General features: G+C 70.7%; 17 protein-coding genes and 1 pseudogene. 13 read left to right on the forward strand and 5 right to left on the reverse strand.

Annotation, left to right across the window (positions count from 1 at the left end; genetic code table 11):
* The first annotated feature begins 9 nt into the window (after positions 1-9).
* Positions 10-501, forward strand: coding sequence for a nuclear transport factor 2 family protein (locus V1318_RS09780; protein WP_332939454.1), 492 nt, complete (start codon positions 10-12; stop codon positions 499-501).
* A gap of 107 nt (positions 502-608) precedes the next feature.
* On the forward strand, positions 609-1,922 hold the full coding sequence (locus V1318_RS09785) for an MFS transporter (protein ID WP_332939455.1): 1,314 nt from the start codon (positions 609-611) through the stop codon (positions 1,920-1,922).
* A 22-nt stretch (positions 1,923-1,944) separates the two neighbouring features.
* Here V1318_RS09785 and V1318_RS09790 read toward each other — a convergent pair whose 3' ends face one another.
* From V1318_RS09790 to ubiH, 3 genes are read right to left on the reverse strand one after another with little or no spacing between them, the layout of a single operon-like run.
* Positions 1,945-2,280, reverse strand: coding sequence for a hypothetical protein (locus tag V1318_RS09790; RefSeq protein ID WP_332939456.1), 336 nt, complete (start codon positions 2,278-2,280; stop codon positions 1,945-1,947).
* A gap of 14 nt (positions 2,281-2,294) precedes the next feature.
* Positions 2,295-3,488 carry an FAD-dependent oxidoreductase gene (locus V1318_RS09795; protein ID WP_332939457.1) on the reverse strand — a complete coding sequence of 398 codons (1,194 nt, stop codon included), beginning with the start codon at positions 3,486-3,488 and terminating at the stop codon, positions 2,295-2,297.
* On the reverse strand, positions 3,485-4,744 hold the full coding sequence (ubiH, locus tag V1318_RS09800) for a 2-octaprenyl-6-methoxyphenyl hydroxylase (protein ID WP_332939458.1): 1,260 nt from the start codon (positions 4,742-4,744) through the stop codon (positions 3,485-3,487). Before ubiH ends, V1318_RS09795 begins: the two co-directional genes overlap by 4 nt.
* Before the next feature lie 175 nt (positions 4,745-4,919).
* On the opposite strand from ubiH, the gene V1318_RS09805 reads away from it, so the two are divergent.
* The 11 genes and pseudogenes from V1318_RS09805 to V1318_RS09855 all read left to right on the forward strand — a co-directional run bounded on the left by V1318_RS09805 (position 4,920) and on the right by V1318_RS09855 (position 17,106).
* Positions 4,920-5,507 (forward strand): hypothetical protein, encoded by a 588-nt coding sequence (locus V1318_RS09805; RefSeq protein WP_332939459.1) that lies wholly within the window; start codon positions 4,920-4,922, stop codon positions 5,505-5,507.
* Between the two features lie 13 nt (positions 5,508-5,520).
* Positions 5,521-6,075 carry a cob(I)yrinic acid a,c-diamide adenosyltransferase gene (locus tag V1318_RS09810; protein WP_332939460.1) on the forward strand — a complete coding sequence of 185 codons (555 nt, stop codon included), beginning with the start codon at positions 5,521-5,523 and terminating at the stop codon, positions 6,073-6,075.
* Between the two features lie 2 nt (positions 6,076-6,077).
* On the forward strand, positions 6,078-6,998 hold the full coding sequence (locus tag V1318_RS09815) for a histone deacetylase family protein (protein ID WP_332939461.1): 921 nt from the start codon (positions 6,078-6,080) through the stop codon (positions 6,996-6,998).
* Between the two features lie 126 nt (positions 6,999-7,124).
* Complete coding sequence (locus tag V1318_RS09820) at positions 7,125-9,083, forward strand: alpha/beta fold hydrolase (protein ID WP_332939462.1); 1,959 nt, start codon at positions 7,125-7,127, stop codon at positions 9,081-9,083.
* A 284-nt stretch (positions 9,084-9,367) separates the two neighbouring features.
* Positions 9,368-11,848, forward strand: coding sequence for an LPS-assembly protein LptD (lptD, locus tag V1318_RS09825; RefSeq protein WP_332939463.1), 2,481 nt, complete (start codon positions 9,368-9,370; stop codon positions 11,846-11,848).
* Positions 11,845-13,206 (forward strand): peptidylprolyl isomerase, encoded by a 1,362-nt coding sequence (locus V1318_RS09830; protein ID WP_332939464.1) that lies wholly within the window; start codon positions 11,845-11,847, stop codon positions 13,204-13,206. Before lptD ends, V1318_RS09830 begins: the two co-directional genes overlap by 4 nt.
* Complete coding sequence (gene pdxA, locus V1318_RS09835) at positions 13,207-14,193, forward strand: 4-hydroxythreonine-4-phosphate dehydrogenase PdxA (protein ID WP_332939465.1); 987 nt, start codon at positions 13,207-13,209, stop codon at positions 14,191-14,193.
* Positions 14,190-15,017, forward strand: a complete 828-nt coding sequence (gene rsmA / locus V1318_RS09840; RefSeq protein WP_332939466.1) for a 16S rRNA (adenine(1518)-N(6)/adenine(1519)-N(6))-dimethyltransferase RsmA — start codon at positions 14,190-14,192, stop codon at positions 15,015-15,017. Before pdxA ends, rsmA begins: the two co-directional genes overlap by 4 nt.
* 121 nt (positions 15,018-15,138) lie before the next feature.
* Positions 15,139-15,522: a Co2+/Mg2+ efflux protein ApaG gene (apaG, locus tag V1318_RS09845; protein ID WP_055900614.1), complete on the forward strand. Its 384-nt coding sequence runs from the start codon at positions 15,139-15,141 to the stop codon at positions 15,520-15,522.
* 19 nt (positions 15,523-15,541) lie between these two features.
* Positions 15,542-16,360: pseudogene (locus V1318_RS09850) on the forward strand (symmetrical bis(5'-nucleosyl)-tetraphosphatase); the annotation flags it as partial.
* 38 nt (positions 16,361-16,398) lie between these two features.
* Positions 16,399-17,106: a DUF1287 domain-containing protein gene (locus V1318_RS09855; RefSeq protein WP_332939467.1), complete on the forward strand. Its 708-nt coding sequence runs from the start codon at positions 16,399-16,401 to the stop codon at positions 17,104-17,106.
* Positions 17,107-17,454: 348 nt separating this feature from the next.
* Here the strand turns inward: V1318_RS09855 and V1318_RS09860 are convergent, their stop codons facing one another.
* The gene (locus tag V1318_RS09860) at positions 17,455-17,961 is read right to left on the reverse strand and encodes a dihydrofolate reductase (protein WP_332939565.1); all 507 of its coding nucleotides are present in this window, start codon (positions 17,959-17,961) and stop codon (positions 17,455-17,457) included.
* The gene (locus V1318_RS09865; protein WP_332939468.1) at positions 17,961-18,398 is read right to left on the reverse strand and encodes a DoxX family protein; all 438 of its coding nucleotides are present in this window, start codon (positions 18,396-18,398) and stop codon (positions 17,961-17,963) included. The genes V1318_RS09860 and V1318_RS09865 overlap by 1 nt, the downstream gene beginning before the upstream one ends.
* Positions 18,399-18,405: the final 7 nt, after the last annotated feature.

The raw sequence follows: 18,405 nt of genomic DNA on the forward strand, positions 1-18,405 counted from the left end.
CCGAACCCCATGAAGAAGCTCCTCCCGCTGCTCGCCGCCTTCTTCGCCGTAGTCGCGCCAGGCGCCCACGCCGGTCCCGCGGCCGAGACCAAGCCGGCCGCCGATCCCCTGTTCGAAACCATCGCGGCGCTGGACACCGCGGTGTTCGACGCGTTCAACACCTGCAGCGCACCGGGGCAGCTGCAGAAGCACGCCGGCTACTTCGACGCCGCCGTCGAGTTCTATCACGACACCGGCGGGGTCACCTGGTCGCGTCAGGACATGCTCGCCAACACCGAAAAACACGTGTGCGGCCATTTCCGCCGCGAGCTGATTCCCGGCAGTCTCAAGGTGTTCCCGATCAAGGATTTCGGCGCCATCGCCCAGGGCTCGCACCGCTTCTGCCAGTTCGCCAGCGGCGACTGCGCAGGCCTGGCCGATTTCACGATCGTCTGGCGTCTCAAGGACGGCGTCTGGCAGATCACCCGCGTGCTCAGCTACGGTCACCGCCCCAACGCCTGAGCGGGCGCGGGCCCGGCGCGGACGCGTCGGGAAACGCAAACCCGGGCGCACGCGATGCGCGGGCTTTGCCGTACATTGCCGGTTCCGCCCGCCGCCGCCCACGCCCCATGATCGACAGCATCGCGACGACCGCCGCGCCCACCGCGCGCGCCCTGGATCGCAAGGACTTGCGCACCCTGTCGTTGGCCGCGCTGGGCGGCGCGCTGGAGTTCTACGATTTCGTCATCTTCGTATTCCTGACCGAGAGCCTGCGCCAGCTGTTCTTCCCGCCCGACATGCCGGGCTGGCTGTCGACGCTGCAGGTCTACGGCATCTTCGCCGCCGGCTACCTGGTGCGTCCGATCGGCGGCATCGTCATGGCCCACTTCGGCGATCGCTCCGGGCGCAAGCGCATGTTCACCCTGAGCGTGTTCCTGATGGCGCTGCCGACCCTGGGCATCGGCCTGCTGCCGGTGTACGCGCAGATCGGGGTGGCCGCGCCGCTGTTGCTGCTGGCCCTGCGCATCGTCCAGGGCATCGCGATCGGCGGCGAAGTGCCCGGCGCCTGGACCTTCGTCGCCGAGCACGTGCCGCCCCACCGGGTCGGCTTCGCCTGCGCCAGCCTGTCGGCCGGGCTGACCGCCGGCATCCTGATCGGCTCGCTGATCTCGGCCGCGGTCAACACCTGGTTCGCCCCGGCCGAAGTGCTGGGCGGGGCCTGGCGGCTGCCGTTCCTGATCGGCGGCGTGTTCGGTTTCTTCGCGGTCTACCTGCGGCGCTGGCTCAGCGAGACGCCGGTGTTCGCGGCCATGCGCGAGAGCCGCCAGCTGGTGCAGGAGCTGCCGCTGAAGCGGGTGCTGCGCGAACACGCGGGCGGCGTGGCGCTGTCGATGCTGGTGACCTGGCTGCTGACCGCCGCGATCGTGGTGATCGTCCTGATGACGCCGACCATCGTCCAGCAGCGCTTCGGCGTCGCGCCCTCGCAGGCCTTCCTCGGCAACAGCCTGGCCGCGTTCTGCCTGACCCTGAGCGCGGTGGGCGCGGGCCTGCTGGCCGACAGGATCGGGCGCGGGCGCGCGCTGCTGATCGGCTCGCTGGGCGTGCTGCTGAGCAGCTACGCCCTGTATTACGACCTCAACCACGGCGCCCGCCACTTCCTGCTGATGTACGCGCTGGCCGGCACCTTCGTCGGCGTGGTCGGAGTGATCCCGGCGGTGATGGTGGCCGCGTTCCCGGCGCCGGTGCGCTTTTCCGGGCTGTCGTTCTCCTACAACGTCGCCTACGCGGTGTTCGGCGCGAGCACGCCGCCGCTGTTGGCCTCGCCGTGGATGCGCGGCCTGGGCGGCATGGCGCCGGCCTACTACGTGATGGCGGTGGCGGCGATCGGCATCGCGGTGGCCTTGTACCTGCTGTTCAAGCGGCCGCCGTCCTACCTGGGCTGAAGCCATCTTCAGCGCGGCGCGGCTAGAAGCTGGCGCAGGTCATGACGAAGACGTCGAAGAAGATCCACAGGCCCAGCAGCCACACCGCCAGCATGCCCAGCAGCGCCAGCGATACGATCAGCGCGCGCCGCGGCCAGCGCAGACCGGCGCTGGCGCGAAAGCCCGCGATCGGCAGCATCGGCCCGGCCAGGCCGAACCCCAGCAGCAGGGCCCAGACCAGCGCGGTCGCGGCCAAGGAGCGGCCGCCCGGATGCGGCGGGCACTGCGAGCTCGCCCAGCCCAGCAGCGGCCAGGCAAAGGCGCAGGCCGCCGATCCCAGCGCGATCGCGGCTGAGCGGCGCCGAGGTCCCGGCGCCATTGCGCCGTTCGAACTCAGACGCCCGCCGCGCGCCGCCAGAACGCATGCGTGACCGGCGGCAGTTTGCCGGCCAGGCCCAACAGCGGCCCGCGCAGCAAGGTCGCGGCGACCGCGTCGTTGGAGAACAAACGGTTGAGACCGTCGAAGCCGTAGGCGGCCAGCGCGTTCTCGCTGCGGCGTTCGCGTTCCCAGCGCTGCAGGCGGCTGGCGCCGCCGGGATCGGCGCCGCGACGCTGCGCGCCGGCGAGCACGCGGCGCAATGCGGCGATGTCGCGCAAGCCCAGGTTCACGCCCTGCCCGGCCAGCGGATGCACCACGTGGGCGGCATCGCCGGCGATGGCGACGCGGCCGCTGACGTATTTCTGCGCCAGCTGCCGGCGCAGCGGAAAGGCGACCCGCTTGGACACCGCGGTGACCGCGCCCAGGCGCGCGCCGAAGGCATGGCCCAGCTCGCGCAGGAACTGCGCGTCCTCGGCCTGCAACAGGCGTTCCGCTTCGGCCTCGGGCAGGGTCCAGACGATCGAGCTGCGCCGGCCCGCATGCCCGGCGTACGGCAGGAACGCGAGCGGACCGGTGGGCAGGAAGCGCTGCCAGCAGGTCGCCTGGTGCGGATGTTCGTGATCGACGAAGGCGACCAGGCCGCGCTGACCGTAATCGTGCGCGGGCGCCTCGATGCCGGCCAGGCCGCGCAGCTGCGATTCGGCGCCGTCGGCGCCCAGCACCAGGCGCGCGCGCAGCCGGCCGCCGCCGGCCAGCAGCAGTTCGGCGCTGTCGGCCTCGGGCGACTGTTCCAGGCCGGTGACCTGCTCCGGGCAATGCAGGCGCACGCCCGCGGCCGGCAGGGCAGACCACAGGCGATCTACCAGCAAGCCGTGCTCGACGATCCAGCCCAGTTCGCGCCGGCCGAAGGCGTCGGCCTCGAAGCTCAGTTCGCCGCCGCCGGCCGCGTCCCACACCCGCATCGCGCGGTAGGGCTGGGCGCGCGCGCCGAGCACGCCGCTCCAGACTCCGAGATCGTCGAGCAGGGCCGCGTTGTCGGGCGCGAAGGCGTACACGCGCAGATCGGGCGCGTCCTCGCGCCAACGCGGCGGCTCGCGGCTCTCGACCAGAGCGACCTCCAGGCCGTCGCGGGCGAAGGCGAGCGCGGCGGCGGCGCCGACCACGCCGGCGCCGACCACGATCACGTCCAGCGGACCGCGCCGGCTCATGCCTGGGCTCCGCGGCACAGCGCCGGCACGTCGCCGCGATAGCCCATCGCGCCGCCGACCAGATAGGCCTGCGCCGACGGCAGGCGGTCGGCCGCGAACAGGCCCAGGCTGCGCAGCGGGCGCAGCAGCGGCGATTCGTTGGCGGTGATGCGGGCCAGGCCGTCGGAGAAGGCGATGGTGCGTTCGCGGTCCTCGCGGCGGCGCCGTTCGTACTCGTCCAGCAGGCTGGCGGCGCCGCAGTCGACGGCGCCGTGCGCGGCCAACGCGGCCTCGATCAGTTCGGCCAGGGTCAAAGCGTCGCGCAGGCCGAGGTTGAAGCCCTGGGCGCCGATCGGGTGGATGGTCTGGGCGGCGTTGCCGACCAGCAATGCGCGCGCCGCGACCCGGCGCTGGGCGAGCACGCGGATCGCCGGATAGGCGTTGCGCGCGCCGCAGGCCAGGAAGCGGCCGGCGCGCCAGCCGAACGCGTCCTGCGCCTGGGCCAGAAAACCGGCCTCGTCCAAACCCGCGACCGCGTCGGCCTGTCCGCGCGGCACCCCGTGGACCAGGCCGTAGTGGCCGTCGCCGCGCGGCAGCAGCGCGGTCGGACCGCCCTCGCCCAGGCGCTCGTAGGCGGTGCCGTCGGGCGCGCGCTCGCTGCGCAGGCGGGTCACGAACAGGGTCTGCCGGTAATCGTGTTCGTCCACGCCGATGCCCAGCGCCTCGCGCACGCCGCTGCGGGTGCCGTCGGCGGCGACCAGCAGGCGTGCGTGCAGCACGCGCTCGCCGGCGCCGTCGGCGACCCGTACCGCGCGGCTGCGGCCGTCGTCTTCGGCCAGGCCGACGAAACGCACTGGGCGGTAGCGCTGCAGTTGCGGCAGTTCGGCCAGGCGCGCTTCCAGGGCCTCGCCGAAGTCGCGCGCGGTCACCACCCGGCCGAACTCGTCGCGGCCGTAGTTCCGGGCCTCGAGCAGGCTACGGCCGAAATCGCCGCGCCGGCTGATGTGGATGCGCCGGATCGCGCCGCTGGGCGCGCGCAGCTTCTGCAGCACGCCCAGGGCGCTCAGGGCGTTGACGGTGGCTTCGGCGAAACTGAGATTGCGCTCGTCGAACACCGCCGGCAGCGCGCCGGGCGGCGCGGCCTCGACCAGGCCGACGCGCAGGCCGCTGCGGCCCAGGGCGATGGCCAGGCTGGCGCCGACCAGGCCGCCGCCGACGATCAGCACATCGTGGAGGGTCTGCGCCGCTTCGGCGGGCGCGTGGACGTCTTGAGTCATGTGTTCATGATACGACCGCGTCCGCGACGAATCCGTGGCCGGCGCGCGCAATCGTCGTTTCGCGCCGCTCCGGCACCCTGGGATCAAGCACTTAGCGGGCATAGGCGGCACTTTCGCCGCGGGTTCCTTAGAATGGGCGGATTGGCGCGCCAGTCCGGCGTCGGGAGCCTTAGCCATGAAGCCCACCACCCAACGCAGTCTGATCCTCGCCCTGCTGGCCCTGTTGATGGTCGCCACGCGCGTCAACCACTGGGCGCCGATCCCCGACGCCTCCTGGGCGGTGTTCTTCATCGGCGGCTTCTACCTGCGCCAGTGGACCCGCTGGGCCTTCCCGGCGCTGATGGCGCTGGCGGTGCTGGTGGACTACGCGGTGATCACCGGCCAGGGCCTGAGCTTCTGGCAGCACTACTGCGTGTCGGCCGCGTACTGGTTCCTGGTGCCGGCCTACTTCGCGATGTGGGCCGGCGGCCTGTTCGTCGCGCGCCGCTACTCGCGCAGCTGGCGCGGCCTGGCCCTGACCGCGGGCGCGCTGGTCGCCTCGACCATGGTCTGCCAGCTGCTCAGCCAGGGCAGCTTCTACTGGCTGTCGGCCTCGGTGGCCGACAAGACCGTCGCCGGCTGGGCCGCGAACTACGTCCAGTGGCTGCTGCCGTACATGCAGACCGCCGCCACCTACGTCGGCATCGCGGTGGTGGTGCACGCGATCGTCGCCGCGGCCGGCAAGTCCGCCTCGCCCGCGGCCGACCTCGCCGACAAGCGCTGATCCGCGCCGGGCGATGGGCAACCGTCTCTCCAAGATCTACACCCGCACCGGCGACGACGGCAGCACCGGCCTGGGCGACGGCAATCGCGTCGGCAAGGATTCGGCGCGGGTCGACGCCTACGGCACGGTCGACGAAGCCAATTCCTGCATCGGCCTGGTCCTGGCCAGCGAACTGCCCGAGACGATCCGCGGCCAGCTGGTCGCGATCCAGCACCAGATGTTCGACCTCGGCGGCGAGCTGTGCATCCCCGGCCATGCCGCGATCTTCGACGCCGACATCGACCGCCTCGAGGAGTGGCTCGACGGCCACAACGACGAGCTGCCGCCGCTGAAGGATTTCATCCTGCCCGGCGGCGGCGAAGCGGCGGCGCGCTGCCACATCGCGCGCACCGTGGTGCGTCGCGCCGAACGCGAGACGGTCGCGCTGTCGCGGCTGGAAGACGTGCGGCCCGAGGCCGTGCGTTATCTCAACCGCCTCTCCGACCTGTTGTTCGTGCTGGCCCGCGTGCTGGCGCGCGCCAGCGGCCACGGCGAGGTGCTGTGGAACCACGAGCGCCGCAAGGGCTAGCGATGCGCGTCTACACGCATCCGGCCTGCACGCGCCACGACCCGGGTCCGGGCCATGCCGAGCGGCCGCTGCGCCTGGTCGCGGTCACCGAAGCCCTGCGCGAATCCTTCGCCACGCTGGAGTGGCACGAAGCCCCCAGCGCCAGCCGCGGCCAGCTGCTGCGCGCGCACGACGACGCCCTGCTGGCGCTGGTGCTGGACACGCCGGTCGACGGACCGATGCAACTGGATCCCGACACCGTGCTCGCGCCGGGCTCGGCCGAGGCCGCCCTGCGCGCCGCCGGCGCCGGCGTGGCCGCGGTCGACGCGGTGCTCAAGGGCGAGGAAACCCGCGCGTTCTGCGCGGTGCGCCCGCCCGGCCACCACGCCACCGGCTCGGCCGCGATGGGCTTCTGCCTGTTCAACAACATCGCCGTCGCCGCCGCCCACGCCTGCGACAAGCATGGCCTGGCGCGGGTGGCGGTGATCGATTTCGACGTCCACCACGGCAACGGCACCCAGGCGATTTTCGACACCGACCCGCGCGTGCTGTACGTGAGCTCGCACCAGATGCCGCTGTACCCCGACACCGGCTACGCCGACGAGCGCGGGGTCGGCAACATCATCAACGCCCCGCTGCCGCCGGGCGCGGGCAGCGGGGCCTTCCGCCAGGTCTGGCGCGAGCGCCTGTTGCCGGCGATCGATTCGTTCCGCCCGCAGCTGCTGCTGATTTCCGCCGGTTTCGACGCCCATCGGCGCGACCCGCTCGCGCAGCTGGAACTGGAGGGCGACGACTACCGGTGGATCACCGCCGAACTGGTCGCGATCGCCAACAAACATGCGCTGGGACGGGTGGTCTCGATGCTCGAAGGCGGCTACGACCTGGCCGCCCTGCGCGAATGCGCGGTGGCCCACGTCGGCGCCCTGCTGGAACCGGCGCGCTGATCGCAATCGCCGGGCCGGGCTAACCGCCGCGGCGCCGGCCGGCCTATATTCGGACACGCTCACGCCGTGGCCCACGGACCCGCTCCGTGGCCGCACCGCCTCGCGACCGTCAACAAGGACCGTTCCATGACCCGTTCCGGTTTTGCCCTCACCCCCGCGGCCCTGGCCTTGGCCCTGGCCATGCTGATCCCCGTCGGCCACGCCGCCGCGCGCACGCCGCCGGCCGCCGCCACGCCCGCGGCCGCGCTGCCGTCCAAGCAGTACCGCATCCAGGATTTCATCGACACCGTCGGCGTGGCCGGCGCCTCGTTCTCGGCCGACGAATCGCGGCTGCTGTTCTCGTCCAACAAGTCCGGCATCTGGAACGCCTATTCGATGCCGGTCGAGGGCGGCGAGTGGACCCCGGTCACGCGCTCCACCGTCGACAGCACCTATGCGGTGGCCTACTTCCCGCACGACGACCGCGTGCTGTTCACCCGCGACCAGGGCGGCAACGAGCTCAACCACCTCTACGTGATCGGCGCCGACGGCAAGGAACGCGACCTCACCCCCGGCGACAAGCTCAAGGCCGGCTTCGAAGGCTTCAGCCACGACGGCCGCCACTTCTACGTCAGCAGCAACGAGCGCGACCCCAAGGTGTTCGACCTCTACCGCTACGACAGCGGCGACTACGCGCGCGAACTGGTCTATCGCAACGCCGACGCCTACCAGCTCGGCCCGATCTCGGCCGACGGCCGCTGGATCGCGCTGGCCAAGCCCAACACCACCAACGACGCCGACCTGTTCGTGGCCGAGCTGGCCGGCGGCAAGGCGACCAAGGTCTCCGCGCACAGCGGCGAGGCCCTGTTCGCGGGCCAGGATTTCAGCCCCGACTCCAAGTGGCTGTATTACACCGCCAACGACCAAAGCGAGTTCGCCGAACTGCGCCGGGTCGAGCTGCGCAGCTGGAAGCACGAGCCGGTGCAGAAGACCGCCTGGGACATCACCGACAACTACTTCTCCCACGACGGCAAATACCGCGTGGTCGCGATCAATCAGGACGGCAGCACCGCGATCCAGGTGTTCGACCATGCCAGCGGCAAGCCGATCGCGCTGCCCAAGCTGCCGGCCGGCGAGATCCGCAACGTCAGCATTTCGCGCTCGGAAAAGCGCATGGCGTTCTACCTCAACGGCGACCGCCAGCCCAACGATCTGTACACGCTCGGCTTCGGCGGCCAGCCCAAGCAGCTCACCCATTCGCTCAATCCGGCCATCGCCGCGACCGACCTGGTCGACTCCAGCGTGGTGCGCTTCAAGAGCTTCGACGGCATGGCGATCCCCAACATCCTGTGGAAGCCGCACCAGGCCAGCGCGCAGGCCAAGGCGCCGGCGCTGGTATGGGTGCACGGCGGCCCCGGCGGCCAGACCACGCGCGCGCACAGCGCGGTGATCCAGTACCTGGCCAACCACGGCTACGTGGTGCTGGGCATCAACAACCGCGGCAGCTCCGGCTACGGCAAGACCTTCTTCGCCGCCGACGACGGCAAGCACGGCCGCGAACCGCTGCAGGACACGATCTCGGCCAAGAAGTACCTGCAGTCGCTGGACTACGTCGACCCCGACCGCATCGGCATCATCGGCGGCAGCTACGGCGGCTACATGACCGTGGCCGCGCTGGCCTTCCATCCCGACGAGTTCAAGGTCGGCGTCGACATCTTCGGCGTGACCAACTGGCTGCGCACGCTGGAAAGCATCCCGCCGTACTGGGAGAGCTTCCGCCTGGCCCTGTACAAGGAGATCGGCGACCCGGCCACCCAGCGCGATTTCCTGATCGCGACCTCGCCGCTGTTCCACGCCGACAAGATCAACAAGCCGCTGATGGTGCTGCAGGGCGCCAACGACCCGCGCGTGATCAAGCCCGAGTCCGACGAGATCGTGGCCGCGGTGCGCAAGAACGGCGTGCCGGTGGAGTACGTCGTGTTCGACGATGAAGGCCACGGCTTCAGCAAGAAGAAGAACCAGATCGAGGGCTACGGCAAGGTCCTGAGCTTCCTCGACACCTACCTGAAGGGCGACGGCGCGCCGCCGCGCAGCGGCCAGCCCTGAGCGCAGGGCGCGCGCAGTCCGCGTGCCACGCCGCATGCGCCGCCCGGCCGCGCCATGGCCGGGCGGCCTCGTATCCGGCGCCGGGGGCCGCGCCTGCGGGCGCGCCCGTCGGCCGCCGCGCTCGCGGCCCGCGCGGGCGCCTCGTCCGCGCCCCGGCACGGCCCAGCCCGGCCCGATCCGCGCGCGCAAGATGAACGAGGCGGGCCCGCGGCCCGCGTTTCGCGTTGCCCCCCTGCAAGGGATGCGGCAAGCTAACGGCCGATTTCTGTCCGCCGGATGGCCGCGTGCACAAACCCCTACGCCTGCTCCCCTTGTCGCTGTGCATCGCCATCGCGCTGCCCGCCCAAGCCGCCTCCGGCGACGACGAGGAGAACTGGGGCCTGTGCCCGATCCAGGACGTGGTGCCGGCGTTCACCGACGCGCCGGCCCCGGTCGGCACCGCCGAGCAGCGCACCAGCACCCCGACCGACATCGACGGCGGCGTGCTCGAGCGCGCCGGCGACAACGAGAACATCGTCGTCCAGGACAACGTCAAGCTCAGCCGCGGCGACCAGTTCATCGGCACCGACAAGCTCTCCTACAACGAGAACACCGGCAAATACACCGCCGAAGGCAACGTGCGCTACCAGGACAACGGCATGCGCATGACCGCCCAGCGCGCGTCCGGCGACCAGAACGCCGACACCCACCGCATCGAGGACGTCGAATACCAGCTGACCCAGCGCCGCGGCAACGGCGGCGCCGAGCGCATCGACCTGACCGGCGCCAAGGGCAAGCTGGTCGGCTCGACCTACTCGACCTGCCCGCCCAAGCAACGCGTGTGGGAGCTGCGTTCGCGCCAGATCGACCTGGACACCGAGGACGGCTTCGGCGTCGCCCACAACGCGACCCTGCATATCGGCAAGGTGCCGGTGCTGTACGTGCCCTGGTTCAAGTTCCCGATCGACGAGCGCCGCCAGACCGGCCTGCTGTACCCGGCGATCTCGCTGTCGGGCAAGAACGGCTTCGACTACAAGCAGCCGATCTACCTCAACCTGGCGCCCAACTACGACGCCACCTTGTACCCGCGCATCATGGCCAAGCGCGGCGGCGTGCTGGGCGGCGAGTTCCGCTGGCTGTACCCGGACGGCAAGGGCGAGGTCTACGCCAACTTCATGCCCAGCGACAAGCTGCCGGGCGACCGGCCGACGCGCTACACCGACTACCGCGACCTGCCGATCGACGAAGACGACCTGCCCGACAAGAACCGCGGCCAGTTCGCGCTGCAGGCCAGCCACAGCCTGGACGCCAATTGGTACGCCTCGACCAACCTGGCCTGGGTCAGCGACAAGTACTACCTGCAGGATTTCAGCAACAGCCTGTACGGGGTGTCGGCCTACTCGCTGCGCAGCTCGATGGGCCTGTACGGCCGCGGCCGCCATTGGGAAGCCGGGGTCATGGCCGACCACTACCAGCTCGCCGACTACACCCTGACCGAGCGCAGCCTGCCCTACGACCGCCTGCCGCGCGCCTACTTCCATTGGGCGCAGCCGTTCGGGCGCTGGTTCGAGGCCGGCATCGACACCGAAGCCGTGCGTTTCCAGCACACCGACGAGAAACTGTTCGACCGCCGCGTCGACATGCCCGGCGGCAGCCGCTTCGACGCCAAGCCCTACATCAGCATGCCGCTGGAAGGCGCGAGCTGGTTCATCCGTCCCAAGCTGGCCTGGCGCTACACCGCCTACGAACTGGAAGCGGCCAAGGCGCGCGAACTGGCGACCACCAACGCCCGCGCCGACGCCGAAGCCCGCGGCGTGCCCTACACGCCGGACATGGATGCGCGCTTCTACGACAAGTCGCCCACCCGCAGCCTGCCGATCACCTCGGTCGACGCCGGCCTGTACTTCGACCGCGACACCGTCATCCGCGGCGACCGCTACCTGCACACCCTGGAGCCGCGCGTGTTCTACCTGCGCGCGCCCTACCGCAATCAGGACAGCCTGCCGATCTTCGACACCGACCCCATGACCTTCAGCTGGGGCCAGCTGTTCCGCGACAACCGTTACAGCGGCGCCGACCGCCAGACCGACGCCAACCAGCTCACCGTGGCCCTGACCACGCGCCTGATCAGCGAGGACGACGGCCGCGAACGGCTGTCGGCCAGCATCGGCCAGATCCAGTACTTCGACGACAGCCAGGTCACCGTGCCGGGCGAAAGCCCGATCGAACAGGGCAAGTCGGCCTGGGTCGCTGACGTCAGCGTCTCGCCCAGCGACCGTTGGACCATCAACGGCACCTACCAGTACAACCCCAAGTTCCGCGGCCAGGACTTGGCCAGCCTGCGCGCGCGCTACCTGTTCGGCGACGCCGGCATCGTCAACATCGGCTACCGCTACCGCCGCAACCCGGTCAACCGCAAGGATCTGCTGGAGCAGGCCGACCTGTCGTTCCTGTACCCGATCAACGAGAACTGGAGCGTGGTCGGCCGCTATTACTACTCGCTGCTGGACAAGAAGCCGCTGGAACAGATCGCCGGTTTGCAGTGGGAAAGCTGCTGCCTGGCGGTGCGCGTGGTGGCCCGCCGCTACCTGCGCGACCGCTCCGGCGACCTCAACAGTTCGCTTCAGGTCGAGTTCGAACTCAAGGGCCTAGGCTCGGCCGGACAGAACACGGAGCGGGTATTGCGCCGTGCTATTCTCGGCTACGATCGCGACGATCTTTATCTCGTGCCGCCCTCGTCCGTGACCCGCGGCCAGACCGATCCCACCCCCGACCCGACCCTATGAAGAAACTACTCGCTTGTGTACTGGCCGTCGGCGTGCTGTCCGGCGGGGTGCTGCTGCCCATCGGCGCGGCGTCCGCGCAGGACGTGCAGCCGATCGACCGTATCGCCGCGGTGGTGGACGAGGACGTGGTCCTCAAGACCGAGCTCGACCGCGCCGTGGCCAACATCCTGGCCCAGTACGCCGGCCGCGAAGGCCAGCTGCCGCCGCGCGACGTGCTGGAACGGCAGGTGCTCGAGCGCCTGATCCTGCTCAAGATCCAGGTCGCCTACGCACAGAACAGCGGCGTGCGCGTGACCGACCAGGAAATCGACCAGGCCATCGGCGGCATCGCCCAGCAGAACCGCATCAGCCTGGAACAGCTGCGCCAGCAGCTTGCCCGCGACGGCGGCAGCTACAACGAATTCCGCGCTTCGATCCGCGACGAGCTGCTGACCCAGCGCCTGCGCCAACGCTTCGCCCAGACCCGCGTGTCGGTCAGCGACGCCGAGATCGACGCCGCCCTGGCCGCGCAGGCCAATTCCGGCACCCAGTACCACCTCGCCCACATCCTGGTCGGCCTGCCCGAGGGCGCCACCGCCGAGCAGATCGCCACCGCCCAGAAGAAGATCGAGGGCGTGAAGGCCCTGATCGACAAGGGCGAGATGGACTTCGCCGCGGCCGCGGTGCGCTACTCCGACAGCCCCAACGCGCTGGAAGGCGGCGACCTGGGCTGGCGCAGCACCGACGAAATCCCCAACGCCTTCGCCGAGCTGATGCGCAACATGAGCGCCGGCCAGGTGACCGCGCCGATCCGCGGCCCCAGCGGCTTCCAGCTGCTCAAGCTGGTCGAGACCCGCGACGCCTCGCAGGCCGCGCCGGCGATGGTCACCCAGTACAAGGCCCGCCACATCCTGGTCCGCGTCACCGACACCGTCACCGAAGCGCAGGCCAAGGCCAAGGCCGAGACCCTGCGCGCGCGCCTGACCGGCGGCGCCGACTTCGCCGAAGTGGTCAAGGACAGCGACGACCTGAATTCGCGCACCAAGGGCGGCGACCTCGGCTGGTTCACCCAGGACGAGTTCGGCCCCGAGTTCGGCGGCGCGGTCGCCGGCCTGCAGGACAACCAGATCTCGCAGCCGGTCCGCACCCCGGCCGGCTGGCACATCGTCGAGCGCACCGGCAGCCGCCAGAGCGACGTCGGCGACCGCAACCGCCGCGCCCAGGTCCAGGAGACCATCGGCCGGCGCAAGCTCGAAGACGAGTGGAACCGCTTCCTGCGCGAGAAGCGCGGCGAAGCCTTCATCGACATCCGCGTCGGCAAGGGCGCCGCCACCGACGCGCCCGCGGCGGCGCCTGTGGCGCCCGCCAGCGGCGGCTGAGTGAACCCTCCCCGGCTCGCGCTGGTGCCGGGCGAGCCGGCCGGCGTCGGGCCGGAGCTGTGCCTGCGGCTGATCCAACGCCCGCGCGACTTCGCCCTGACCGCCTACGCCGACCCGCGCAGCCTGCGCGCCGCGGCCGAAGTCCTGAACCTACCCCTGAAGCTGCTGCCGCCCGACCAGGCGGCGCTGCGGCCCGGCGAGCTGGCCCTGGTCGAGATTCCCCAAGCCACCGTGCCGGCGTTCGGCGAACCCGACCCCGGCAACGCCGCGGCGGTGATCCAGGCCCTGCGCCAGGCCGCCCAGGCCTGCCTCGACGGCGACTGCGACGGCCTGGTCACCGGCCCGGTGCACAAGGCCGCGATCAACGAAGGCGGCATCCCCTACACCGGCACCACCGAGCTGCTGGCCGCCCAGGCCGGCTGCGAGGTGGTGATGATGCTGGCCAACGACATCGTCCGGGTCGCCCTGGCCACCACCCACCTGCCGCTGCGCCAGGTCGCCGACGCGATCCGGCCCGAATCGCTGATGCGCACCCTGCGCATCGTCGACGCCGCCCTGCGCGCCGATTTCGGCATCGCCGAGCCCGCTATCGCCGTGCTCGGGCTCAACCCGCACGCGGGCGAGGCCGGGCATCTGGGGAGCGAGGAGATCGAGGTCATCGAACCGGTGCTGGCCGCGCTGCGCGCGCAGGGCCTGCGCCTGCTCGGCCCGCTGCCGGCCGACACCGCCTTCCTGCCGGCCAAGCTGCGCGGCTACGACGCGGTGGTGGCCATGTACCACGACCAGGGCCTGCCGGTGCTCAAGTACAGCGGCTTCGAGCGCGCGGTCAACCTGACCCTGGGCCTGCCCTACCCGCGCGTGGCCGTCGACCACGGCACCGCCCTGGACCTGGCCGGCCGCGGCCTGGCCGACCCTTCCAGCCTGATCGCCGCGGCCGAAACCTGCGCCCGGATCGCGCGCACCCGCCAGCAAGGAGCTCCGTCATGACCGGCACGGCCAAAGCCCACGCCAAAGGCTTCACCGCCGACGCCAAGAAGCACCTAGGCCAGCACTTCCTGCACGACCGCGGCATCATCGAGATGATCGTCCACGCGGTGGACCCGCAGCCCGGCGATCGCCTGGTCGAGATCGGCCCCGGCCAGGGCGCGATCACCTACCCGCTGCTGGACCGCCACGGCGAACTGACCGTGATCGAGTTCGACCGCGACCTGATCTTCCCGCTCACCGAGGGCGCGCGCGCCCACGGTACGCTCGAGATCATCCATCGCGACGTGCTGACCGTGGACTTCGGCGCGCTGGCCCACAACGGCGGGCCGATCCGCCTGGTCGGCAACCTGCCCTACAACCTGTCCTCGCCGATCCTGTTCCATGCCCTGGAACACGCCGAGGCCATCGTCGACATGCATTTCATGCTGCAGAAGGAAGTCGTCGACCGCATGGCCGCCGGCCCCGGCAGCAAGGTCTACGGCCGGCTCGGGGTGATGCTGCAGGCCTACTGCCACGTCACCGCGCTGTTCGACGTGCCGCCGCATGCGTTCCGGCCGCCGCCGAAAGTGGACTCGGCCGTGGTCCGGCTGGTGCCGCGCGCGCCCGACAGCATCGGCATCGACGACCACGCGCGTTTCGCGCGGGTGGTGCGCGACGCCTTCGGCCAGCGCCGCAAGACCCTGCGCAACGCGCTCTCGCAGATCTGCGACGGCGCCGCGATCGAAGCCGCCGGCGTGCGCCCGGACGCACGCGCCGAGCAGATCGAGGTCGCCGATTTCGTGCGCCTGGCGAATTCGCTCAAGGGCCTGGCGCCGGAAAACTGAGACGCGATACCGGACCCGCACGGCGTAGACACGGGCTCCGGCGGGGTCCGCGCGCCCGCGTCGCGTACTGGTACGCGAATGCTCATTCCCGCTTCATGCCCGCTTTGCTTACACTGCCGGCATGGAACACCGCCACGACTACGCTTTCGACATCGCCGTCGCCACCCGCTACCTCGACGATCAGTCCGAGCCGGAGCAGGACCGCTACGTCTTTGCCTATACCATCAACATCCGCAACGCCGGGCGCGTGCCCGCGCGCCTGCTCTCGCGCCACTGGGTGATCACCGACGCCAACGGCAAGGTCCAGGAAGTCGAGGGCGAGGGCGTGGTCGGCGAGCAGCCCTGGCTGCGCCCGGGCGAGGACTTCGAGTACACCTCCGGCGCGGTGCTGGAAACCAGCCTGGGCACGATGGAGGGCAGCTATGCGATGGTCGCCGACGACGGCACCCGCTTCGAAGCGCCGATCCCGGCCTTCACCCTGACCGTGCCGCGCACCCTGCACTGACGGCACGGAACGATCGGATATGAGCGTCTGGGCCATCGGCGACCTGCAAGGCTGCTACGACCCCACCCAGCGATTGCTGGAGCGGATCAATTTCGATCCCGCCCGCGACCGGCTGTGGTTCTGCGGCGACCTGGTCAACCGCGGCGGGCAGTCGCTGGAGACCCTGCGCCTGGTGCATTCGCTGCGCGCCAACGCCGTGGTGGTGCTGGGCAACCACGATCTGTCGCTGCTGGCGATCGGCGAGCGCCGCGAGGAAGAGCAGCGCAAGGTCAATCCCGACCTGCAGCGCATCGTGCTGGCGCCCGACCGCGACGAACTGCTGGGCTGGCTGCGGCGGCAGAAGCTGGTCCACGCCGACCGCGCGCTGGGCTGGATGATGGTGCACGCCGGCCTGGCGCCGAAGTGGACCACCCAGCTGGCCGAGCGCCACGCGCGCGAGATCGAAGAGCGCCTGCACGGCGATCAGTACCAGCGCCTGCTCAAGAACATGTACGGCGACCGCCCGGCCTGGAACCCCAAGCTGGCCGGCATCGACCGCCACCGCGCGATCATCAACATCTTCACCCGCCTGCGCTATTGCACCCCGCGCGGCCGCATCGCGTTCGAGGACAAGGGCAGCCCGGGCACGCAGCCGGTCGGCCTGTATCCCTGGTACGAAGTGCCGGGCCGGGTCGAGCGCGACCTCAAGATCGTCTGCGGGCACTGGTCGACGCTGGGCTTGTTCATCGGCCACGGCGTGCATGCGATCGACACCGGCGCGGTCTGGGGCGGCAAGCTCACCGCGCTGCAGTTGGACACCGACGAGCTGCGCATCGTCCAGGTGCCGGGCCGCGACGTGCCGGCCACCCCGCCCAAGCCCCGGCCGCCGCGCCCCGCATGAGGCCGGCCGCCGCGCCGTCCTGGCGTTACGCGGCCGTCGTGCTGCTGGCCGTCGCCTGCGCGGCCTGCGGCGAACGTTCCGAAGGTCCGGCTCCGCTCCCGGCAGCGCGTGCGCCCGCACCAGCCACGCCCGCGCGCGCCGCCGCAGCCGCGCATCCGCTCGTTCACGCCGCGCGCGCCCAGATCGGTGTGGTGCGCTATTACGACCCGACCTACGTGCGCCTGGATTATCCGGGCGGCGACGTCGCCGGCGACCGCGGCGTCTGCACCGACGTGGTGATCCGCGCCCTGCGCGCGCAGGGCCTGGACCTGCAGCAGGCCGTGCACGAGGACATGCGCGCCCATTTCGCGCGCTACCCGCAGAGCTGGGGCGCGCGCGGCACCGACCGCAGCATCGACCACCGCCGCGTGCCCAACCTGCGGCGCTGGTTCGAGCGCCAGGGCTGGCAGCGGAAGGTGAGCGAGCGCGCCGCCGACTACCGTCCCGGCGACCTGGTCACCTGGGACCTGGGCGGCGGCACGCCGCACATCGGCATCGTCTCCGACCGCAAGTCCTGGGACGGCGACCCGCTGATCCTGCACAACATCGCGCGCGGCACCGAGGAGGGCGATTTGTTGTTCGCCTACGAGATCACCGGGCATTACCGGCCGGTGCTGGAGCGCGAAGTCTCCGCCATCGCCGGCAAGGCTGGCGCGAGCCGCTAGCTCGTAAGGCGCGGCAATAACCGTTCTGGTCCTCTCGAAAAGGGATCGAGAACAGCAAAGCACGGCGCCAACGCCATTCGAAACACCCGCTCTGCCCCCCCTTTGGAAAAGGGGGATCGAGGGGGATTTGTTTTCGGAGGCGCGGATAGAGGGACGACCTCAAGCATCCATGCCCAAGCGCACATAGTCGACGAACTCGGCGGAGAGAATCGCACCAACGCGATATCCCGTGCCCGCGCGACGATGCGGTTCGCCTACGGCTCACCACATCCTACGAACGGCCCTCCCCCTTTGGAAAAGGGGGATCGAGGGGGATTTGCTTTTGGAGGCGCGGATAGAGGGACGACCTCAAGCATCCATGCCCAAGCGCACATAGTCGACGAACTCGAACGCATAGGCGTGGCGTTCGTCGCCGGCATGATGCTCGCGCGCGGTCACCCGCCAACCTTCCGCGTCGAAACGCGGGAAGTGCGCATCGGCGTCGGCGACCACGGTGTCCACATAGGTCAGGTGCATGTGGGTCGCGGCCGGCAGGCACAGCGCATAGATCTCGCCGCCGCCGATCACGCACAACTCGCCGGCACCGTCCTCGCGCGCGAGCGCCAGCGCGGCCTCGACCGAATCCAGGGCCAGCATGCCCGCGTAGGGCACCTCGCCCGAGCGCGTGAGCACCAGGTTGCGCCTGCCCGGCAGGGCCCGTCCCAGCGACTGCGCGGTCTTGCGCCCCATCAGCACCGGCTTGCCCAGGGTCAGCGCCTTGAAGCGCTTGAGATCGTCGGGCAGGCGCCACGGCAGTTCGTTGCCGCGGCCGATGCCGCGGGCGCGATCCAGCGCCGCGATCAGCGACAGGCGCATCATGGCCGCTTGCGCCAGACGCGGTCGAGCGAATAGCGCCCGGCGCCGGTGAACATCAGGCACAGCCCGGCCGCGACCAGGGCCAGGGCCGGGAACGCGCCCGGATACGCCAGTTTCGAATCCACCATCCACACCGCGACGACGAAATTGATCGCGATCACCAGGCCGGCGAAACGCGTGCACAGGCCCAGCACCAGGGCCAGGCCGCCGAAGAACTGGCCGACCACCGACAGCACCGCGCACAGCAGCGGGAACGCGAAACCGTGGTGGACCATGAAATCGCGGAATTCGAGCATGCGCGCCCAGGAAAACACATTGTCCTGGGTCATCGCCATCAGGTGCGCGCCGATGGCCACGCGCAGGATCAGCAGGCCCAGGTCGGCGCGGCGCGCGCAAGCGTCCTCGCCCCTTCGGTGCCAGCTCGCAACCGCATTCATCCGCACT

Source organism: Lysobacter sp. CCNWLW3, assembly GCF_036697405.1.
Taxonomy (GTDB): Bacteria; Pseudomonadota; Gammaproteobacteria; order Xanthomonadales; family Xanthomonadaceae; genus Lysobacter.

Excerpts from the sequence above, each read along its gene's own strand:
- V1318_RS09790 (WP_332939456.1), bottom strand. The coding sequence starts at position 2,280 with ATGGCGCCGGGACCTCGGCGCCGCTCAGCCGCGATCGCGCTGGGATCG.
- V1318_RS09795 (WP_332939457.1), bottom strand. The coding sequence starts at position 3,488 with ATGAGCCGGCGCGGTCCGCTGGACGTGATCGTGGTCGGCGCCGGCGTG.
- V1318_RS09815 (WP_332939461.1), top strand. The coding sequence starts at position 6,078 with ATGCGCGTCTACACGCATCCGGCCTGCACGCGCCACGACCCGGGTCCG.
- V1318_RS09810 (WP_332939460.1), top strand. The coding sequence starts at position 5,521 with ATGGGCAACCGTCTCTCCAAGATCTACACCCGCACCGGCGACGACGGC.
- V1318_RS09830 (WP_332939464.1), top strand. The coding sequence starts at position 11,845 with ATGAAGAAACTACTCGCTTGTGTACTGGCCGTCGGCGTGCTGTCCGGC.
- V1318_RS09865 (WP_332939468.1), bottom strand. The coding sequence starts at position 18,398 with ATGAATGCGGTTGCGAGCTGGCACCGAAGGGGCGAGGACGCTTGCGCG.
- V1318_RS09860 (WP_332939565.1), bottom strand. The coding sequence starts at position 17,961 with ATGCGCCTGTCGCTGATCGCGGCGCTGGATCGCGCCCGCGGCATCGGC.
- V1318_RS09855 (WP_332939467.1), top strand. The coding sequence starts at position 16,399 with ATGAGGCCGGCCGCCGCGCCGTCCTGGCGTTACGCGGCCGTCGTGCTG.
- apaG (WP_055900614.1), top strand. The coding sequence starts at position 15,139 with ATGGAACACCGCCACGACTACGCTTTCGACATCGCCGTCGCCACCCGC.
- V1318_RS09805 (WP_332939459.1), top strand. The coding sequence starts at position 4,920 with ATGAAGCCCACCACCCAACGCAGTCTGATCCTCGCCCTGCTGGCCCTG.
- V1318_RS09785 (WP_332939455.1), top strand. The coding sequence starts at position 609 with ATGATCGACAGCATCGCGACGACCGCCGCGCCCACCGCGCGCGCCCTG.
- V1318_RS09780 (WP_332939454.1), top strand. The coding sequence starts at position 10 with ATGAAGAAGCTCCTCCCGCTGCTCGCCGCCTTCTTCGCCGTAGTCGCG.
- ubiH (WP_332939458.1), bottom strand. The coding sequence starts at position 4,744 with ATGACTCAAGACGTCCACGCGCCCGCCGAAGCGGCGCAGACCCTCCAC.
- V1318_RS09820 (WP_332939462.1), top strand. The coding sequence starts at position 7,125 with ATGACCCGTTCCGGTTTTGCCCTCACCCCCGCGGCCCTGGCCTTGGCC.
- rsmA (WP_332939466.1), top strand. The coding sequence starts at position 14,190 with ATGACCGGCACGGCCAAAGCCCACGCCAAAGGCTTCACCGCCGACGCC.